Source organism: Streptococcus bovismuti, from assembly GCF_042436615.2.
GTDB lineage: Bacteria > Bacillota > Bacilli > Lactobacillales > Streptococcaceae > Streptococcus.
In genome coordinates this window covers 404,727-421,376 of sequence record NZ_JBHMFR020000001.1, presented here as the reverse complement: position 1 = coordinate 421,376, position 16,650 = coordinate 404,727, and the positions used below count along the sequence as shown (strand labels likewise).

Annotated in this window: 18 protein-coding genes; 12 read left to right on the top strand and 6 right to left on the bottom strand. The window is 38.9% G+C overall.

All coding sequences use genetic code 11. The features are described 5' to 3' along the window. The first annotated feature begins 335 nt into the window (after window positions 1–335). A complete protein-coding gene (gene lacG, locus ACERDH_RS02095; protein ID WP_386683132.1) occupies window positions 336–1,742 on the top strand; it encodes a 6-phospho-beta-galactosidase in 1,407 nt (468 codons plus the stop codon). 41 nt (window positions 1,743–1,783) lie between these two features. Then, complete coding sequence (locus ACERDH_RS02090) at window positions 1,784–2,041, top strand: DUF3884 family protein (RefSeq protein WP_000471575.1); 258 nt, start codon at window positions 1,784–1,786, stop codon at window positions 2,039–2,041. Between the two features lie 104 nt (window positions 2,042–2,145). Here ACERDH_RS02090 and ACERDH_RS02085 read toward each other — a convergent pair whose 3' ends face one another. The 4 genes from ACERDH_RS02085 to nrdH form a co-directional block, all read right to left on the bottom strand. Then, the gene (locus ACERDH_RS02085; RefSeq protein ID WP_386683135.1) at window positions 2,146–2,913 is read right to left on the bottom strand and encodes a DeoR/GlpR family DNA-binding transcription regulator; all 768 of its coding nucleotides are present in this window, start codon (window positions 2,911–2,913) and stop codon (window positions 2,146–2,148) included. A gap of 142 nt (window positions 2,914–3,055) precedes the next feature. Continuing rightward, a complete protein-coding gene (nrdF, locus tag ACERDH_RS02080) occupies window positions 3,056–4,018 on the bottom strand; it encodes a class 1b ribonucleoside-diphosphate reductase subunit beta (RefSeq protein ID WP_000451364.1) in 963 nt (320 codons plus the stop codon). 195 nt (window positions 4,019–4,213) lie between these two features. Beyond that, window positions 4,214–6,373 carry a class 1b ribonucleoside-diphosphate reductase subunit alpha gene (gene nrdE, locus ACERDH_RS02075; protein WP_386683140.1) on the bottom strand — a complete coding sequence of 720 codons (2,160 nt, stop codon included), beginning with the start codon at window positions 6,371–6,373 and terminating at the stop codon, window positions 4,214–4,216. Between the two features lie 80 nt (window positions 6,374–6,453). After that, window positions 6,454–6,672 (bottom strand): glutaredoxin-like protein NrdH, encoded by a 219-nt coding sequence (nrdH, locus tag ACERDH_RS02070; RefSeq protein ID WP_000259240.1) that lies wholly within the window; start codon window positions 6,670–6,672, stop codon window positions 6,454–6,456. A gap of 350 nt (window positions 6,673–7,022) precedes the next feature. On the opposite strand from nrdH, the gene ACERDH_RS02065 reads away from it, so the two are divergent. The 4 genes from ACERDH_RS02065 to ACERDH_RS02050 all read left to right on the top strand — a co-directional run bounded on the left by ACERDH_RS02065 (window position 7,023) and on the right by ACERDH_RS02050 (window position 10,250). Beyond that, window positions 7,023–7,286, top strand: coding sequence for a phosphocarrier protein HPr (locus ACERDH_RS02065; protein WP_000146947.1), 264 nt, complete (start codon window positions 7,023–7,025; stop codon window positions 7,284–7,286). 5 nt (window positions 7,287–7,291) lie between these two features. Beyond that, complete coding sequence (gene ptsP / locus ACERDH_RS02060; protein WP_004241506.1) at window positions 7,292–9,025, top strand: phosphoenolpyruvate--protein phosphotransferase; 1,734 nt, start codon at window positions 7,292–7,294, stop codon at window positions 9,023–9,025. 133 nt (window positions 9,026–9,158) lie between these two features. Further along, window positions 9,159–9,653 carry a YkgJ family cysteine cluster protein gene (locus tag ACERDH_RS02055; RefSeq protein WP_049499406.1) on the top strand — a complete coding sequence of 165 codons (495 nt, stop codon included), beginning with the start codon at window positions 9,159–9,161 and terminating at the stop codon, window positions 9,651–9,653. A 57-nt stretch (window positions 9,654–9,710) separates the two neighbouring features. Then, window positions 9,711–10,250: a ClbS/DfsB family four-helix bundle protein gene (locus ACERDH_RS02050; protein WP_203180661.1), complete on the top strand. Its 540-nt coding sequence runs from the start codon at window positions 9,711–9,713 to the stop codon at window positions 10,248–10,250. A gap of 97 nt (window positions 10,251–10,347) precedes the next feature. Here ACERDH_RS02050 and dhaQ read toward each other — a convergent pair whose 3' ends face one another. Next, window positions 10,348–11,337, bottom strand: coding sequence for a DhaKLM operon coactivator DhaQ (gene dhaQ / locus ACERDH_RS02045; RefSeq protein WP_203180662.1), 990 nt, complete (start codon window positions 11,335–11,337; stop codon window positions 10,348–10,350). Further along, window positions 11,334–11,864, bottom strand: a complete 531-nt coding sequence (gene dhaS, locus ACERDH_RS02040) for a dihydroxyacetone kinase transcriptional activator DhaS (protein ID WP_000168606.1) — start codon at window positions 11,862–11,864, stop codon at window positions 11,334–11,336. Before dhaS ends, dhaQ begins: the two co-directional genes overlap by 4 nt. A gap of 153 nt (window positions 11,865–12,017) precedes the next feature. Here dhaS and dhaK point away from each other — a divergent pair, with 153 nt between their 5' ends. The 6 genes from dhaK to ACERDH_RS02010 all read left to right on the top strand — a co-directional run bounded on the left by dhaK (window position 12,018) and on the right by ACERDH_RS02010 (window position 16,647). Further along, window positions 12,018–13,007 carry a dihydroxyacetone kinase subunit DhaK gene (dhaK, locus tag ACERDH_RS02035; protein ID WP_386683259.1) on the top strand — a complete coding sequence of 330 codons (990 nt, stop codon included), beginning with the start codon at window positions 12,018–12,020 and terminating at the stop codon, window positions 13,005–13,007. A gap of 21 nt (window positions 13,008–13,028) precedes the next feature. Then, on the top strand, window positions 13,029–13,604 hold the full coding sequence (dhaL, locus tag ACERDH_RS02030) for a dihydroxyacetone kinase subunit DhaL (protein ID WP_386683262.1): 576 nt from the start codon (window positions 13,029–13,031) through the stop codon (window positions 13,602–13,604). Beyond that, window positions 13,604–13,978: a dihydroxyacetone kinase phosphoryl donor subunit DhaM gene (gene dhaM / locus ACERDH_RS02025; RefSeq protein WP_119919474.1), complete on the top strand. Its 375-nt coding sequence runs from the start codon at window positions 13,604–13,606 to the stop codon at window positions 13,976–13,978. The genes dhaL and dhaM overlap by 1 nt, the downstream gene beginning before the upstream one ends. 491 nt (window positions 13,979–14,469) lie before the next feature. Continuing rightward, the gene (gene pynA / locus ACERDH_RS02020; protein ID WP_261078482.1) at window positions 14,470–15,162 is read left to right on the top strand and encodes a pyrimidine 5'-nucleotidase PynA; all 693 of its coding nucleotides are present in this window, start codon (window positions 14,470–14,472) and stop codon (window positions 15,160–15,162) included. Window positions 15,163–15,226: 64 nt separating this feature from the next. After that, a complete protein-coding gene (locus ACERDH_RS02015) occupies window positions 15,227–15,982 on the top strand; it encodes a DUF4336 domain-containing protein (protein WP_386683267.1) in 756 nt (251 codons plus the stop codon). 11 nt (window positions 15,983–15,993) lie between these two features. Next, window positions 15,994–16,647: a uracil-DNA glycosylase gene (locus ACERDH_RS02010; protein ID WP_386683270.1), complete on the top strand. Its 654-nt coding sequence runs from the start codon at window positions 15,994–15,996 to the stop codon at window positions 16,645–16,647. The last annotated feature ends 3 nt before the right edge of the window (window positions 16,648–16,650 follow it).

Below are 16,650 nucleotides of genomic sequence, written 5' to 3'. Positions count from 1 at the left end.
TAGGGACTATGAAATAGTCTCCTATCGTTACGGCAATCGCTATGGCGAATTTCCTAATCGCCTTATTAATTCGTCGGTAAAAAGATATCGTTTTTACCTTCTCATGTCACAATTCGATTAACGATAGGGACTATGAAATAGTCTCCTATCGTTACGGCAATCGCTATGGCAAATTTCCTAATCGCCTTATTAATTCGTCGGTAAAAAGCTATCGTTTTTACCTCCTCATGTTACAATTCGGTGACTTGGTACAAGAAGTGAGATGGAGAAGGATGGCTCACTGACTCCTCTCCTCTCACTTTTACTTTATTTAAATCAAGAAATAGGTGAAAAAAATGACAAAAACATTACCAAAAGACTTTATTTTCGGTGGCGCAACAGCTGCCTATCAAGCAGAAGGTGCTACACATACTGATGGTAAAGGACCAGTTGCGTGGGATAAGTATCTTGAAGATAACTACTGGTACACTGCCGAACCAGCCAGTGATTTTTACAATCGATACCCAGTTGACCTCAAGCTAGCAGAAGAGTATGGTGTCAATGGTATTCGAATTTCTATTGCCTGGTCACGTATTTTCCCGACTGGTTACGGTCAAGTAAATGCTAAAGGTGTTGAATTTTATCATAATCTATTTGCAGAGTGTCACAAACGTCATGTTGAACCATTTGTAACTCTTCATCACTTTGACACACCAGAAGCTCTACATTCAAATGGAGACTTCTTAAACCGTGAAAATATCGAACACTTTTTAGATTATGCGGCTTTCTGTTTTGAAGAATTTCCAGAAGTAAACTATTGGACAACATTCAATGAAATTGGACCAATCGGTGATGGTCAATATTTAGTTGGTAAATTCCCTCCAGGTATTCAGTACGACCTTGCCAAAGTATTCCAATCACACCACAATATGATGGTGTCTCATGCACGTGCAGTAAAATTGTACAAAGAGAAAGGTTATAAAGGTGAAATTGGGGTTGTTCATGCTCTGCCTACTAAGTATCCTCTAGATCCTGAAAATCCTGCAGATGTTATTGCGGCAGAGTTGGAGGACATTATCCATAATAAATTTATCTTGGATGCAACTTATCTGGGTCACTACTCTGGAAAGACCCTGGCAGGGGTAGAGGCTATCTTGGCTGCCAATGGTGGTAGCTTGGATCTTCGTGAAGAAGATTTTACAGCATTAGAAGCTGCAAAAGACTTGAATGATTTTCTAGGCATCAACTATTATATGAGTGACTGGATGGAAGCCTTTGATGGAGAAACTGAAATTATCCATAATGGTAAGGGTGAGAAAGGAAGCTCTAAATACCAAATCAAAGGTGTTGGTCGTCGTGTAGCTCCTGACTATGTACCACGTACGGATTGGGATTGGATTATCTACCCTCAAGGTTTGTATGACCAAATCATGCGCGTGAAGAAAGATTATCCGAACTATAAGAAGATTTACATCACTGAAAATGGACTTGGTTATAAAGATGAGTTTGTAGACAATACTGTTTATGATGATGGCCGTATTGATTATGTCAAACAACACTTAGAGGTCTTATCTGATGCGATTGCTGATGGTGCAAACGTCAAAGGATACTTCATCTGGTCATTGATGGACGTCTTCTCATGGTCAAACGGTTATGAAAAACGTTACGGTCTCTTCTATGTAGACTTTGAAACTCAAGAACGTTATCCTAAGAAATCAGCTCACTGGTACAAGAAAGTAGCAGAAAGTCAGATTATAGACTAGTAGAATGAGTAATTAGATATAGAATTCTAGTGAGGCAAAAGATGTTCAAAGATTTTATCCAATCTATTTATGAAAAAGTTTATATTATCAATTTTGATAAATGTTTTCAAATACCTTGTTTGACTAATGAGGAGCTGAAAAATTTTGGGAAATGGTATGTCTCTACCGGTAAAGAATGGATTTGCCATTCAGACTATGAGCTGGAAGAATTTAAAAATATCTTTTTAAATTTTATCAGTCCTGAAGAACGGGATAATATCTCCTTTGATTCAGATTTTATGCCGTTTCAACAATCATAAATAATCTAGGAAACTCCTTGTAAAAATCTTCATCCAAAAATGCGTCATATCAAGATTCTTATTTTCTTGATATGACGCATTTTATTTTTTATCAATCCTCAGTTTTATGGTTTAGAAAGAATAATTTTTGTTTGTTTTGAAAGTTGTTCAAACGTTTCTTTGCTCAGTTTAGAATCTGAAACGATGATATCAATATCAGAGATATTGTAGAAGGTATAGAAATCAAATTTATTGAACTTACTATGGTCAGCTAGTAAGTATTTTTTATTGGAATTATTGAGGGCGATGCGTTGGGATTCACCTTCCTCTTCACTGAAGGTTGCAATCGCATTGTCCTTAATACCATTACAGCTAACGAAGGCTTTAGAAAATTGGAGATTGGCTAGGTTTTGTAAGGTTAGTGTTCCCACAAATGCTCCAGTAATAGAGCGATAGTTTCCACCAATTAAAATCAAATCTGTTAGTTTTAGTTCGTTTAGGATGAGAAAGACTGGTAAACTGTTTGTTACAACACGAATATTATCGATTGGAAGTTCACGGGCAAAAGATTCCAAGGTTGTCCCTGGACCTATAAAAATAGTTTCACCCTCATCGATTAAATGGCCTGCAAAACGGCTGATTTCTTGTTTTTCTGCAATCTGTAAGCTTTGTTTTTCAGTATTGGAGCGTTCATTATTTAAAATGGAACCTGTGCGAATTTTTTCAGCTCCACCGTGCACTCGAACAAGTAAATCCTTGTCTGCTAACTCTTGCAAGTAGCGTCTAGCAGTCATATCTGATACATCCAAGCGAGTCATGATTTCTTTTACAGTAATAGTTCCCTTTGTATTTACCGTTTCTAGAATATTATCTAGTTTTTCCTGCTTTAACATCGTTATCACCTCTATTTCTATTACTATTTTATCATAAAGTATTCAATCAATCAATTTAAAAAACAAAAGAAAACAAAAACAAAAATATCATGGTTGTTTTAAACAAGCCATGATATTTGTTATCAGTTCTGGGATAATTGAATTAGTCCAAACCGTAGTTGTAATCATCGTCTTGCATGGCTTCAACTTCACCAAGGAGGTAACCATTTCCGACTTGAGAGAAGAAGTCGTGGTTGGAAGTTCCTGTTGAAATACCGTTCATGACGATTGGGTTGACATCATCAGCCGAATCTGGGAAGAGTGGATCTTGTCCCAGGTTCATGAGTGCCTTGTTGGCATTGTAGCGAAGGAAGGTCTTGACTTCTTCAGTCCAGCCAACACCGTCATAGAGGCTCTCTGTATAACCTTCTTCGTTTTCATAAAGAGTATAGAGCAGGTCGTACATCCATTCTTTGAGTTTTTCTTGCTCTTCTTCAGGCAATTCATTGAAACCAAGTTGGAATTTGTAACCGATGTAGGTTCCGTGAACAGACTCATCACGAATAATTAATTTGATGATTTCTGCAACGTTAGCTAGTTTGTTGTTACCAAGATAGTAGAGGGGAGTGAAGAAACCTGAATAAAAGAGGAAAGTTTCAAGGAAGACGCTGGCAACTTTCTTTTCAAGTGGGCTACCGTTGAGGTAGATTTCGTTGACAATCTCTGCCTTCTTTTGTAGGTAAGGATTGGTATTGGTCCATTCGAAAATTTCTTCAATCTCAGCCTTAGTATTCAAGGTAGAAAAGATTGATGAGTAAGATTTAGCGTGGACAGATTCCATAAATTGGATGTTATTGAAAACAGCTTCTTCATGTGGTGTACGGATGTCTGCGCGAAGGGCTTGAACCCCAGTTTCAGATTGCATGGTATCCAAGAGAGTTAATCCACCAAAGACTTTACCGACCAGGTCTTTTTCCTTGTTTGATAACTTTCTCCAGTCATCCAAGTCATTTGACAAGGGAATACGTGTATCAAGCCAGAATTGCTCCGTCAGTTTTTCCCAAGTTGATTTGTCGATGACATCTTCGATGGCATTCCAGTTAATGGCTTTGTAGTAAGTTTCCATTTTGAAATCTCTTTCTGTGTTTAGTATTGTGAACTCACAATTACTTCTATTTTATCATAATTCTAGAGGAGTATCGCACAAAAAGTCGGAAGTCCGACTTTTGTGTTTTTCCATAGTATAGATGCTTATTCCAGTTTAGTTTAGCAGGGTGAATGAAGAACTTATCTGAGAAAATGTAGTTTCCTCAAGCAAAGATTAAATCACACAGCTTTCACATTGGTTAGCACCGACTTCTCCACCATCATCTGTAAAGGTACGGACGTAGTAGATAGACTTGATACCCTTGTTAAAGGCATAGTTACGAAGGATAGACAAGTCACGTGTCGTTTGTTTGTTTTCTTTCTTCCATTCGTAAAGACCTTTTGGAATGTCACTACGCATGAAGAGAGTGAGTGAAAGTCCTTGGTCCACGTGCTCAGTTGCAGCTGCATAGACATCAATCACTTTACGCATATCCATGTCGTAAGCAGAAGTGTAGTAAGGAATGGTTTCTGTTGACAAGCCAGCAGCAGGATAGTAGATTTTACCGATTTTCTTTTCTTGACGTTCTTCGATACGTTGCGTAATCGGGTGGATAGAAGCAGAAACGTCGTTGATATAGCTGATAGAACCATTTGGCGCTACAGCAAGGCGGTTTTGGTGGTAAAGACCATCTGCTTGAACCTTGTCGCGAAGTTCAGCCCAGTCAGTGGCACTAGGGATAAAGACATCTTTGAAGAGTTCTTTAACACGGTCTGATTTTGGAACAAATTCGCCAGTCACATACTTGTCGAAGTAGCTTCCGTTAGCATAGTCTGATTTTTCAAAGTTGTGGAAGGTGATGCCACGTTCACGAGCGATATTGTTTGACTCAACCAAAGTCCAGTAGTTCATAAGCATGAAGTAGATGCTTGTAAATTCAACAGACTCAGGCGATCCATATTCAATCAATTGTTGGGCAAGGTAGCTGTGAAGTCCCATGGCACCAAGACCAAAGGTATGAGCTTGGCTATTTCCGTGGTCGATGGTAGGAACAGCTACGATGTGTGAACTATCTGTAACGAAAGTAAGGGCACGAACCATAGCACGGATAGAACGACCAAAGTCAGGTGAAGTCATCATGTTGACTACGTTGGTTGAACCAAGGTTACATGAAACGTCCGTCCCCATTTGAAGGAATTCTTGAGCATCGTTGATTAAGCTTGGTTCTTGGACTTGAAGAATCTCAGAACACAAGTTACTCATGATGATTTTTCCATCAACAGGGTTTGCACGGTTAGCTGTATCAATGTTGACGACATAAGGGTAGCCAGACTCTTGTTGCAATTTAGAGATTTCAGTTTCCAAATCACGCGCCTTGATTTTTGTCTTGCGGATATTTGGATTTGCGACTAATTCATCGTATTTTTCAGTGATGTCGATGTAGTTAAATGGCACACCGTATTCAAGCTCTACAGAGTATGGGCTGAAGAGATACATTTCTTCATTTTTACGAGCCAATTCATAGAATTTATCTGGTACTACAACACCAAGTGATAGAGTCTTGACACGAACTTTTTCATCAGCGTTTTCTTTCTTAGTTGAAAGGAAGGCGATGATATCTGGGTGAAAGACATTGAGGTAAACAACCCCTGCACCTTGACGTTGCCCCAATTGGTTAGAGTAAGAGAAGCTATCTTCGAAGAGTTTCATGACTGGTACGACACCAGAAGCGGCACCTTCATAACCTTTGATAGGTGCGCCCGCTTCACGAAGGTTGCTGAGGGTAATTCCCACACCACCACCAATACGTGAAAGTTGAAGAGCCGAGTTGATAGAACGTCCGATAGAGTTCATATCATCCGTTACTTGGATTAAGAAGCAAGATACCAACTCCCCACGACGAGCACGTCCAGCATTTAAGAAGGAAGGAGTAGCAGGTTGGTAGCGTTGGTGGATGATTTCATTGGCAATATCGATTGCAACGGCTTCATCACCGTCGGCAAAATAAAGGGCGTTAAAGAAGACACGGTCTTCCATACTTTCAAGATAGTATTCACCGTCGTTAGTCTTCAAGGCATATTGATTATAGAACTTATAGGCAGCCATGAAAGACTTGAATTGGAAGTTTTGTTCTTTGATAAATTGAGACAATTCTTCCAAGAATTCTGGACGGTATTTCTTGATAAAGGCTGTTTCGATGTAGTTGTGTTCAATGAGGTAGTTGATTTTATCTTTGATTGAATCAAAAACCATAGTGTTTGGAACTACATTTTCTTTAAAGAAGGCATCCAAGGCTTCTTTATCTTTATGAAGCATGATTTGTCCATTAACAGGACGGTTGATTTCGTTATTGAGACGGAAGTAAGTCACGTCCTCAAGATGTTTTAATCCCATAAAATTTCCCTTATCTAATTACAAAAGAAAGGCTTCTAAGTTAGCCCTAGAAGCAGTATCTTCTGGATGATGTACTAAGATTATGCTAATTGTTTCAGTTTTCCTGGTTGGAAACCTGAAAAGACTTCAGTTGGTGTTTGGATAACAGGAGCTGCGCTGAAACCGAGCTCTTTAACTTGATCGATGTACTCAGGTTGCTCATCAAGATTGATTTCACGATAAGCGACATTATTACTGTCCAAGAAACGTTTAGTCATCTTACATTGGACACAGTTGTTTTTAGAATAAACGGTTACCATTGTGTAACTCCTCTTTCAAAATAGATTACTTTCTTAGTATATCAGAAAATAAATTTTTGTCAATGATTTGAAACTAAATATAGTGGTCTATTTTTCTACTAAAGGTTGCAAAACACAATATGTAGTGTTTGTTTTATGAAATAGTGATAATTATCCTAGAAGTAGTTTTTTGGAAAACTATATCCTGTGTTTTGTTATCTAGAATAGAAGATTTTCAGCAAGTTATCTGAAAGGAAATCGAATAAATCCCATAAAATGCTTGAAAAAAATCCTAGAAGATGGTATAATACCAAATTGTAAGGGTTATCACATATAACTCAAAAAAGAAAGAACAAAAGGAGAGTCAAACTATGGCTTCTAAAGATTTCCACGTAGTGGCAGAAACAGGTATTCACGCACGTCCAGCAACATTGTTGGTACAAACTGCAAGCAAATTTGCTTCAGATATCACTCTTGAGTACAAAGGTAAATCAGTTAACCTTAAATCAATCATGGGTGTTATGAGTCTTGGTGTTGGCCAAGGTGCTGATGTAACTATCTCAGCTGAAGGTGCAGATGCAGATGACGCTATCGCTGCAATCTCAGAAACAATGGAAAAAGAAGGATTGGCATAAGGAAAATGACAGAAATGCTTAAAGGAATCGCAGCATCTGATGGTGTTGCAGTTGCAAAAGCATATCTACTCGTTCAACCGGATTTGTCATTCGAGACTGTTTCAGTCGAAGATACAAACGCAGAAGAGGCTCGTTTGGATGTAGCTCTTGAAGCTTCTCAAAACGAGCTTTCTCTTATCCGTGAGAAAGCTGTAGGTACGCTTGGTGAAGAAGCGGCTCAAGTTTTTGACGCTCATTTGATGGTTCTTGCTGACCCAGAATTGATTGGTCAGATTAAAGAAACAATCCGTGCTAAGAAAGTCAATGCTGAAGCAGGTCTTAAAGAAGTGACTGACATGTTCATCACTATCTTTGAAGGCATGGAAGACAACCCATATATGCAAGAACGTGCAGCGGATATCCGCGACGTGACAAAACGTGTATTGGCAAATCTTCTTGGTAAGAAATTGCCAAACCCAGCTTCTATCAATGAAGAAGTAATCGTGATTGCGCATGACTTGACACCATCTGATACAGCTCAATTGGACAAAAACTTTGTAAAAGCTTTTGTAACAAATATCGGTGGACGTACAAGCCACTCAGCTATCATGGCACGTACACTTGAAATTGCAGCTGTATTGGGAACAAATAACATCACTGAAGTGGTGAAAGACGGTGATATCCTTGCCGTTAACGGAATTACTGGTGAAGTGATTATCAACCCAACAGATGAACAAGCGGCAGAATTTAAAGCAGCTGGTGAAGCTTATGCTAAACAAAAAGCTGAATGGGCACTTTTGAAAGATGCTCAAACAGTGACTGCTGACGGTAAACACTTCGAGTTGGCTGCTAACATCGGTACTCCAAAAGACGTTGAAGGTGTTAACAACAACGGTGCAGAAGCTGTTGGACTTTACCGTACAGAGTTCTTGTACATGGATTCTCAAGATTTCCCAACAGAAGACGAGCAGTATGAAGCATACAAGGCTGTACTTGAGGGAATGAATGGTAAACCAGTGGTTGTTCGTACAATGGATATCGGTGGAGATAAGGAACTTCCTTACTTCGATATGCCACATGAAATGAACCCATTCCTTGGATTCCGTGCCCTTCGTATCTCTATTTCTGAAACTGGAGATGCAATGTTCCGTACACAAATCCGTGCCCTTCTTCGTGCTTCTGTTCATGGTCAATTGCGTATCATGTTCCCAATGGTTGCCCTTTTGAAAGAATTCCGTGCAGCTAAAGCAGTTTATGAAGAAGAAAAAGCAAACCTTCTTGCTGAAGGTGTTGCAGTTGCGGATGACATCCAAGTTGGTATCATGATTGAAATCCCTGCAGCAGCAATGCTTGCAGATCAATTTGCAAAAGAAGTAGACTTCATGTCAATTGGTACAAATGACTTGATCCAATACTCAATGGCAGCAGACCGTATGAACGAGCAAGTTTCATACCTTTACCAACCATATAACCCATCAATCCTTCGCTTGATCAACAACGTTATCAAGGCAGCTCACGCTGAAGGTAAATGGGCTGGTATGTGTGGTGAGATGGCTGGTGACCAAAAAGCTGTTCCACTTCTTGTCGGAATGGGCTTGGATGAATTCTCTATGTCAGCAACATCTGTCCTTCGTACACGTAGCTTGATGAAGAAATTGGATACTGCTAAGATGGAAGAGTACGCTAACCGTGCCCTTACAGAGTGTTCAACAATGGAAGAAGTTCTTGAACTTCAAAAAGAATACGTTAACTTCGATTAATGTGATTAACCTTGTAACCTAGTTGCAAGGTTTTTTGATACATTCGGGAATAGTGTAGTCTTGTAAAGTTCACTTTTCAATGAGTCAGAGGCATGATATAATAGGGGGAAACAAATAGAATAAGAGAGAAATCATGTCTAAAGAAATTGATATTGAGTACTACCACCAGCTAGCCTTGCAAAAGCAGAAGGAACACCGTAAAGTTTTAGCCACTCTAAAGAAAAAACCACCTAAAAACCTAGACAAGATAGCCCAGCAGATTCACCAAGAAGTCTTTGCGGAGATTGATTGTACGGCCTGTGCTAACTGTTGCAAGACATTGGGTCCTGACTTCAAGGAAGCAGACATCACTCGTATTGCCAAGTACTTTAAGATGAAATTACCTGCTTTTGAAGCGGAGTTTCTGCAGGTAGATGAAGATGGTGATAAGGTTTTTAAATCCATGCCTTGTCCCTTTTTAGGAGGAGATAATCTCTGTTCCATCTATGATGTTCGTCCAAAGGCCTGTCGTGAATTCCCCCATACAGATCGCAAAAAGATCCATCAAATCAATCATTTGACGATTAAGAATACTTTGACCTGTCCAGCAGCTTATCTCTTTGTTGAGAAATTAAAGGATAAGTTATAGAGATTTAAAGGATAAAAAATCTCTAATAATAACTAGAGATATGAAGGGAGTACTCCTGTGCCTAGACCGAAAACAAAAGAGGAGCTAATGCTGGCCTCTAAGGAAAATTATGAAAAGCTCAATCGTTTCATCTCCCAACTAAGTGAAGATGAGCTACAGACTCCATTTGATTTTTCAAGAGACCGAAAGAAAAAAGAAGCCCACTGGAAAAGGGATAAAAATCTACGGGATGTCTTGATCCATCTTTATGAATGGCAGCAGTTACTTTTGACTTGGGTTCATTCTAATCAAAAAGATCACGAAAGACCTTTTCTCCCTGAACCTTATAATTGGAAAACTTATGGAGAAATGAATGTCGCTTTTTGGAAGAAGCACCAGAAAACCTCCTTAGAAGAAGCGACTAGACTCCTAGAACAATCACATAGGAAGGTTTTAGAGTTGATAGAAGTTTTTAGCAATGACGAACTCTTTACCAAAGGTGTCTATAAGTGGACCGGTGGAACAAGTCTAGGTTCCTACTTTGCTAGTAGCACGTCAAGCCACTATGATTGGGCTCTGAAAAAACTCAAAGCTCATCGGAAGAATTGTAAAGGATAGATGGACTATTTGAAATAGAAAGAATGAGTTCTTTTAAAAGTAAGATAAAAGCAAAGGGCTATCAAGTGATGTAGCCCTTTTGAGTTATACAAGCAAATTACCATGCAAAAGCTGTCGTTGGAGCATTGAGCGCTTCTAACCACTGTTTATTTTTTACGGGGCAAAGAGTTACGGATATACCTGCCATATCTAGGCTGGTCATAAATGTTCCTGATTTTATAAAAGTAATAGTGACTCCTTCAATTTCTAAGAGTTGAAGGATATCATTGATAAATATGCCCATTTCTAAGTTGCTGGTAGTGCCTAGATTATTTACAAGCAATATAAATTGATCACCCTTTTTCCAATGATAGTGCAATCTTAATTTACTTATAATTTCATTTGCAAGGATTTCCGATGATTGGAATGGGACGATACGATATCCTTCTTCGCCATGTATCCCAATACCATAAGAAATATTTCCTTCTTCCAAGTTAAATAGTGGGAGGGTGGCTTGGGGGAGACTAGCAGCTTTCGTTGCAAAGCCAATTGTTGCGATTTCGGGAGCAAGTTGATGACCTAAATCAGTTAGTTGCTCGATGTCGGCACCATTTTGAGCTGCATATCCTAGAACTTTATGAAGTAAAATAGTCCCTGCAAGCCCTCTTCCTCTAATTTGAAATCTATTGTGAGGTTCAATAGAAATATCGTCGTGTGCTAGACTATAGCCGACCTTAATTCCTTCTTGTCTAGCAGTATTAATGGCCCAGCTAAATTCTTTGATGTCTGCTTCGAAATTTTTTACAATGATGAAGACACCGTGACCATTGTTTAAAAAACGAATGGACTCTAAGATTTCAGTTCTTGTAGGAGGAGTAAATAATTGGCCATAGATAGCAGCGGTAAGCATTCCTTCTCCCACATATCCAATATGCGCAGGTTCGTGACCGGAACCTCCACCCGACAATATTGGAACCTGATAAGGATTGCGATTTTTTTGATAGACTAATGGTAAGGTAGGGTGTTTTTCTAATTCAGGATGACTGCTGACAGTTGCCGAAATGTAACTTGAAATAATTTTCTGTTTATGATTTGAAATAAATGTCATTGTGGTCTCTTTCCAATAATTGTCATGATTAGAAAGTCTGGTTGTGGAACTGGACTTTTTTTATTGACGTAAGCCTTCACGATCTCTGCTAGAGCATGTGAATGATAGTCTAACAAAAAGCAAGTATAAGCAGATGAATCGATATCAATCTGACCGTATTCTCTTAAAATTTTTGATACAAGCAAGCGACAGTAGCTGATAAAGTGGTCATAGAAGTTATTTTGCCCTTGAATATCAAAAAGTTGAATATAAAAGTCACGCTCTTGTTCGAAATAAAAAAATAATTCTTGTAATAGTTTTTGGCCTGAAATGAAGTCCAAGTTATTGGTGATATACTCGGTTAAGTCATTTTCAAATATCCAGTCTAGCAGTTCATATTTGTCAAGAAAGTGATTGTAAAAGGTCTGTCTACGAATGCCAGCTGATTCCATGATATCTACAATAGAGATTTTATCAAATTCTCTAGTAGCTAATAGGTCTCTAAATGCCTTGGCAATCCGTTTTTTTGTAATAAGTGATGATGCCATAGGAAGCCTTTCTGTTACTTCCTTCATTTTACCAAAAAAATGTTTTAAATGGGTTTAAAAGGGGACAAATAATAGAATCTGTCCCTTATCATCTAGCAATAAAAAATATATAATGAAAGCGAAAACAAAGATACATGCCGAAAGGAGTTTCTCATGAAAAAAATTATAAATGAACCGACACAAGTTGTTGATGAAATGTTGCAGGGGTTGTCATTCATGCATGATGACTTGGTAGAACGCTTAGATGGTTTTGATGTCATTGTTAGAAAGGCGGAAAAGACAGGAAAAGTTGGACTCATTTCAGGTGGAGGTTCAGGACATGAACCAAGTCATGCTGGATTTGTAGGAGATGGAATGTTGTCTGCTGCCATTTGTGGAGCAGTCTTCACTTCACCTACTCCGGACCAAATTTTAGAAGCCATAAAGGCGGCTGATGAAGGTGCTGGAGTTTTCATGGTCATCAAGAACTATTCTGGGGACATCATGAACTTTGAAATTGCACAAGAACTTGCTGAAATGGAAGGTATTGATGTAGCAAGCGTTGTGGTTGATGATGATATCGCTGTTGAAAATAGTCTCTATACCCAAGGTCGTCGAGGTGTCGCAGGTACTATATTAGTCCATAAAATTTTGGGTGCTGCAGCTCGTTCTGGTAAATCATTATCTGAAATGAAGGACTTGGCCGACAAACTTGTCTTAGAAATTAAAACAATTGGCTTAGCTCTATCTGGCGCTACTGTTCCAGAAGTTGGGAAACCAGGTTTTGTTCTAGAAGATGATGAATTTGAATATGGAGTTGGTATCCACGGTGAGCCAGGATATAAAAAAGAGAAAATGCAACCTTCAGCACAATTGGCCTCAGAATTGGTTGAAAAATTATCTGAAGGTTTCCAACTTAAGGCTGGTGAACGCTATGGGCTTCTCATCAATGGTTTAGGAAGCACTCCTCTTATGGAACAATACGTATTTGCACATGATGTGGCTAAATTACTCCATGAAAAAGGTGTTGAGTTGGCATTTAAGAAAATTGGAAACTATATGACTTCAATCGATATGGCTGGTTTGTCATTAACATTGATTCGATTGGCAGATGATGAGTGGTTGGATGCTTTAAATGCACCTGTTACTACACCAGCTTGGTAAAACTTTAGGAGGAAATGTCGTATGAATGCTGAACAAGCTCTTGAATGGATGAAGCTTTTTAATGAAAAGATTCAGGAACAGAAAGATTACCTTAGTGAGCTAGACACTCCTATAGGGGATGGAGACCACGGTGGAAATATGGCGCGTGGCATGGCTGCAGTTATGGAGAACTTAGAAGGAAAGACATTTGAGACCAGCAGTGATGTTTTTAAACTTGTCTCAATGCAACTACTGAGTAAGGTAGGTGGTGCTTCTGGTCCCTTGTATGGCTCTGCTTTTATGGGCATGGCCAAGGCTGATTCTAATTCGAAAATAGAGGAAATCTTACAAAGTGGTCTTGATATGATTGTCAAACGTGGGAAAGCAGAAGTTGGAGAAAAGACAATGGTTGATGTTTGGACTCCTGTTATTGCTGCCTTGTCTGCTGGCCAATTGACTCAAGAGGTTATTGATAAGGTAGTGAATGCTACCAAAGATTTACTTGCAACTAAAGGAAGGGCATCTTATGTAGGAGAACGTTCTCTTGGACATATTGATCCTGGATCATTCTCATCAGGATTACTCTTTACTGCTCTTTTAGAAACTGGGGTGGTTTAATGGGAAGTATTGGTCTTGTTATCGTTTCACATTCCAAAAATATTGCACAAGGTGTTGTTGAACTGATTAGTGAAGTGGCTAAAGATGTTCCGATTACTTATGTAGGAGGAACCGAAGATGGAGGAATTGGAACTAGTTTTGATCAAGTAGATAGAGTTGTTTCCGAAAATCCAGCAGATACTTTATTAGCTTTTTTTGACCTAGGTTCTGCTAAAATGAACTTAGAAATGGTGGCTGATTTCAGTGATAAAAGTATCATGATCAATAGGGTTCCAATTGTAGAAGGTGCCTATACTGCAGCTGCTCTTCTTCAGGCTGGTGCAGAACTGTCAGTTATTCAAACACAGTTGTCGGAGCTTGAAATCAATAAATAAGGAATCTTACTATAACTCTTTTTATAGGTGAGCTATTGATTATCTCAACTATCAAATTTTAAGTAAATAATTTCAAAATCAGAAAGGGATTGCTTTATGCAGTTCCTTTTTATTTTAACAGGAGTAAAGCTATAGTGTTTCTAAATTGTGAATCATTCAAAACAGATTGTGATGGGACTATTCTAGCTTTAGAATCCTTCAAAAATTAAAATTTAAGGAAATCAATCACTTAGAATAGTAAGAAAACATTTAGTTTATAGGAATTCTAAGTTTAGAATTACATAGATATTTATGAATTCAGGACGTTCGATAGTTAGAATTGTTCTATTCTGAAAGATTTTGACAATCAAAAGTCTAGAAGAGTGATTTATAAGTATACTTGTAGCCTTTAGTTGCGATAATTGTATGTCAAATAGATGGAATAAATTGGTATGGCTTTCTTACTTTATGCTATAATATTTATAATGCTTTTCAGAAAGGAAAACACCAAATTGTCCTACAAATTTCTACTTTTCGACCTTGACCACACTCTTCTTGATTTTGATGCTGCTGAGGATGTGGCTTTGACGCAACTTCTAAAAGAAGAAGGAGTTGCAGATATTCAGGCCTACAAAGACTTTTACGTTCCCATGAACAAGGCTCTCTGGAAGGACTTGGAGCAAAAGAAAATCAGTAAACAAGAGCTGGTTAACACGCGCTTTTCTCGTTTATTTGCTCATTTTGGACAGGAAAAAGACGGTAGTTTTCTAGCCCGGCGTTACCAATTTTACCTCGCTCAACAGGGACAAACTTTTTTAGGCGCTCATGAATTCTTAGACAACCTCATCGAGCGAGATTATGAGCTGTATGCTGCGACAAATGGCATTACTGCCATTCAGACAGGACGTTTGGCTCAATCGGGTCTGGCACCATATTTCAATCAAGTCTTTATCTCTGAACAGCTGCAAACACAAAAACCGGATACTCTCTTTTATGAAAAAATTGGTCAGCAGATTGAAGGTTTTAGCAAAGAAAAGACGCTGATGATTGGAGATTCCCTAACCGCCGACATTCAAGGTGGCAATAATGCTGGAATTGACACGATTTGGTACAACCCTCATCACCTCGAAAATCCCACACAAGCCCAGCCGACTTACGAAGTCCATTCTTACCAAGACTTGCTGGATTGTTTAGATAAACTGTAAAAAGTGGTTTAGATAGCCACTTTTTGCTATAATAGAGGCAGTAAAAACGAAGGAATAGTTAACGATGTCAAGGCCAGAACTTTCTCTTTATGAACCATTGTATACACTAAAGGAAGTTGATCAAAATATCTGGATAGTGGATGGTGATTTGATTCAAATGGATATGAAGATCTTCAAACTTCCTTTTCAGACACGTATGACGGTGATTAAGTTAAATGATGGCAAACTTTGGATTCATTCTCCTATTGCGCCAAACGAGAAACTCTTTACTGAACTGGACGCTCTGGGCAGAGTAGCTTACCTGATTTCACCAAATAAGATTCACTACGCCTATATTGCAGATTGGAGAAAAAGATATCCTCATGCGCAAGCATGGTCTAGTCCAGGAGTTGAAGAGAGAGCGAAAAGTCAGAATGTCAAGGTGGAATTTGATGCTGCCTTAACAGATAAGGCTCCTGACCTATGGTCTGATGAGATTGATCAGCTTATTTTTAAGGGAAGTTCTGTCATCGAAGAGGTCGTGTTTTTTCATAAATCAACTAAAACACTCATTGTAACAGACCTTATAGAGAATTTTGAACCTGAAAAGATAGCTAGTCCAATCCGCAGAAAATTCTATCGTTTAGCTCGTGTAACAGCCCCTGATGGTCAAACTCCTATTGATTATCGGATGACTTTTTTAGGAAGACAAAGGGAAGCAAAGGTTTCCTTTTCCTGTATGTTAAACTGGAAACCGGATAAGATTATACTTGCACATGGTTTATGCTTTTTTAAAAATGGTACGGATGAATTAAGACGTGCTTTTAGATGGATAAGATAAAGGAGGGAAAGATGCAACACTCGTCTTGGCATGCTTTGATTAAGGAGCAATTACCTGAAGGTTATTTCGGGAAAATCAATCAGTTTATGGAGCAGGTCTATGCTCAGGGGACTGTTTATCCACCCAAGGAAAAGGTTTTTCAGGCTCTCTTGACAACACCGCTCGAAGAGGTTAAGGTGATCATTCTAGGGCAAGATCCCTATCACGGCCCAGGTCAAGCGCAAGGCTTGAGTTTTTCTGTACCTGACTCTATTCCAGCTCCGCCATCCTTACAAAATATCTTGAAAGAATTGTCAGATGATCTTGGCGTTAAGAAATCCCATGATTTGACAGCATGGGCTGAGCAAGGAGTCTTGCTTCTTAATGCTTGCTTGACTGTACCAGCTGGACAGGCCAATGGTCATGCTGGTCAGATATGGGAGCCTTTTACGGATGCTGTGATTCAGGTGGTCAATCATCTAGATAGACCAGTAGTCTTTATACTCTGGGGAGCCTACGCACGTAAGAAGAAGGCTTTAGTTACCAATCCTCATCACTTGATTATTGAATCAGCCCATCCCAGTCCTTTGTCAGTTTATAGAGGATTTTGGGGTTCCAAGCCTTTTTCCAAGGCCAATGCATTCTTAAAAGAGATAGGACAAGAGCCAATTGATTGGCTTAGATAAGGA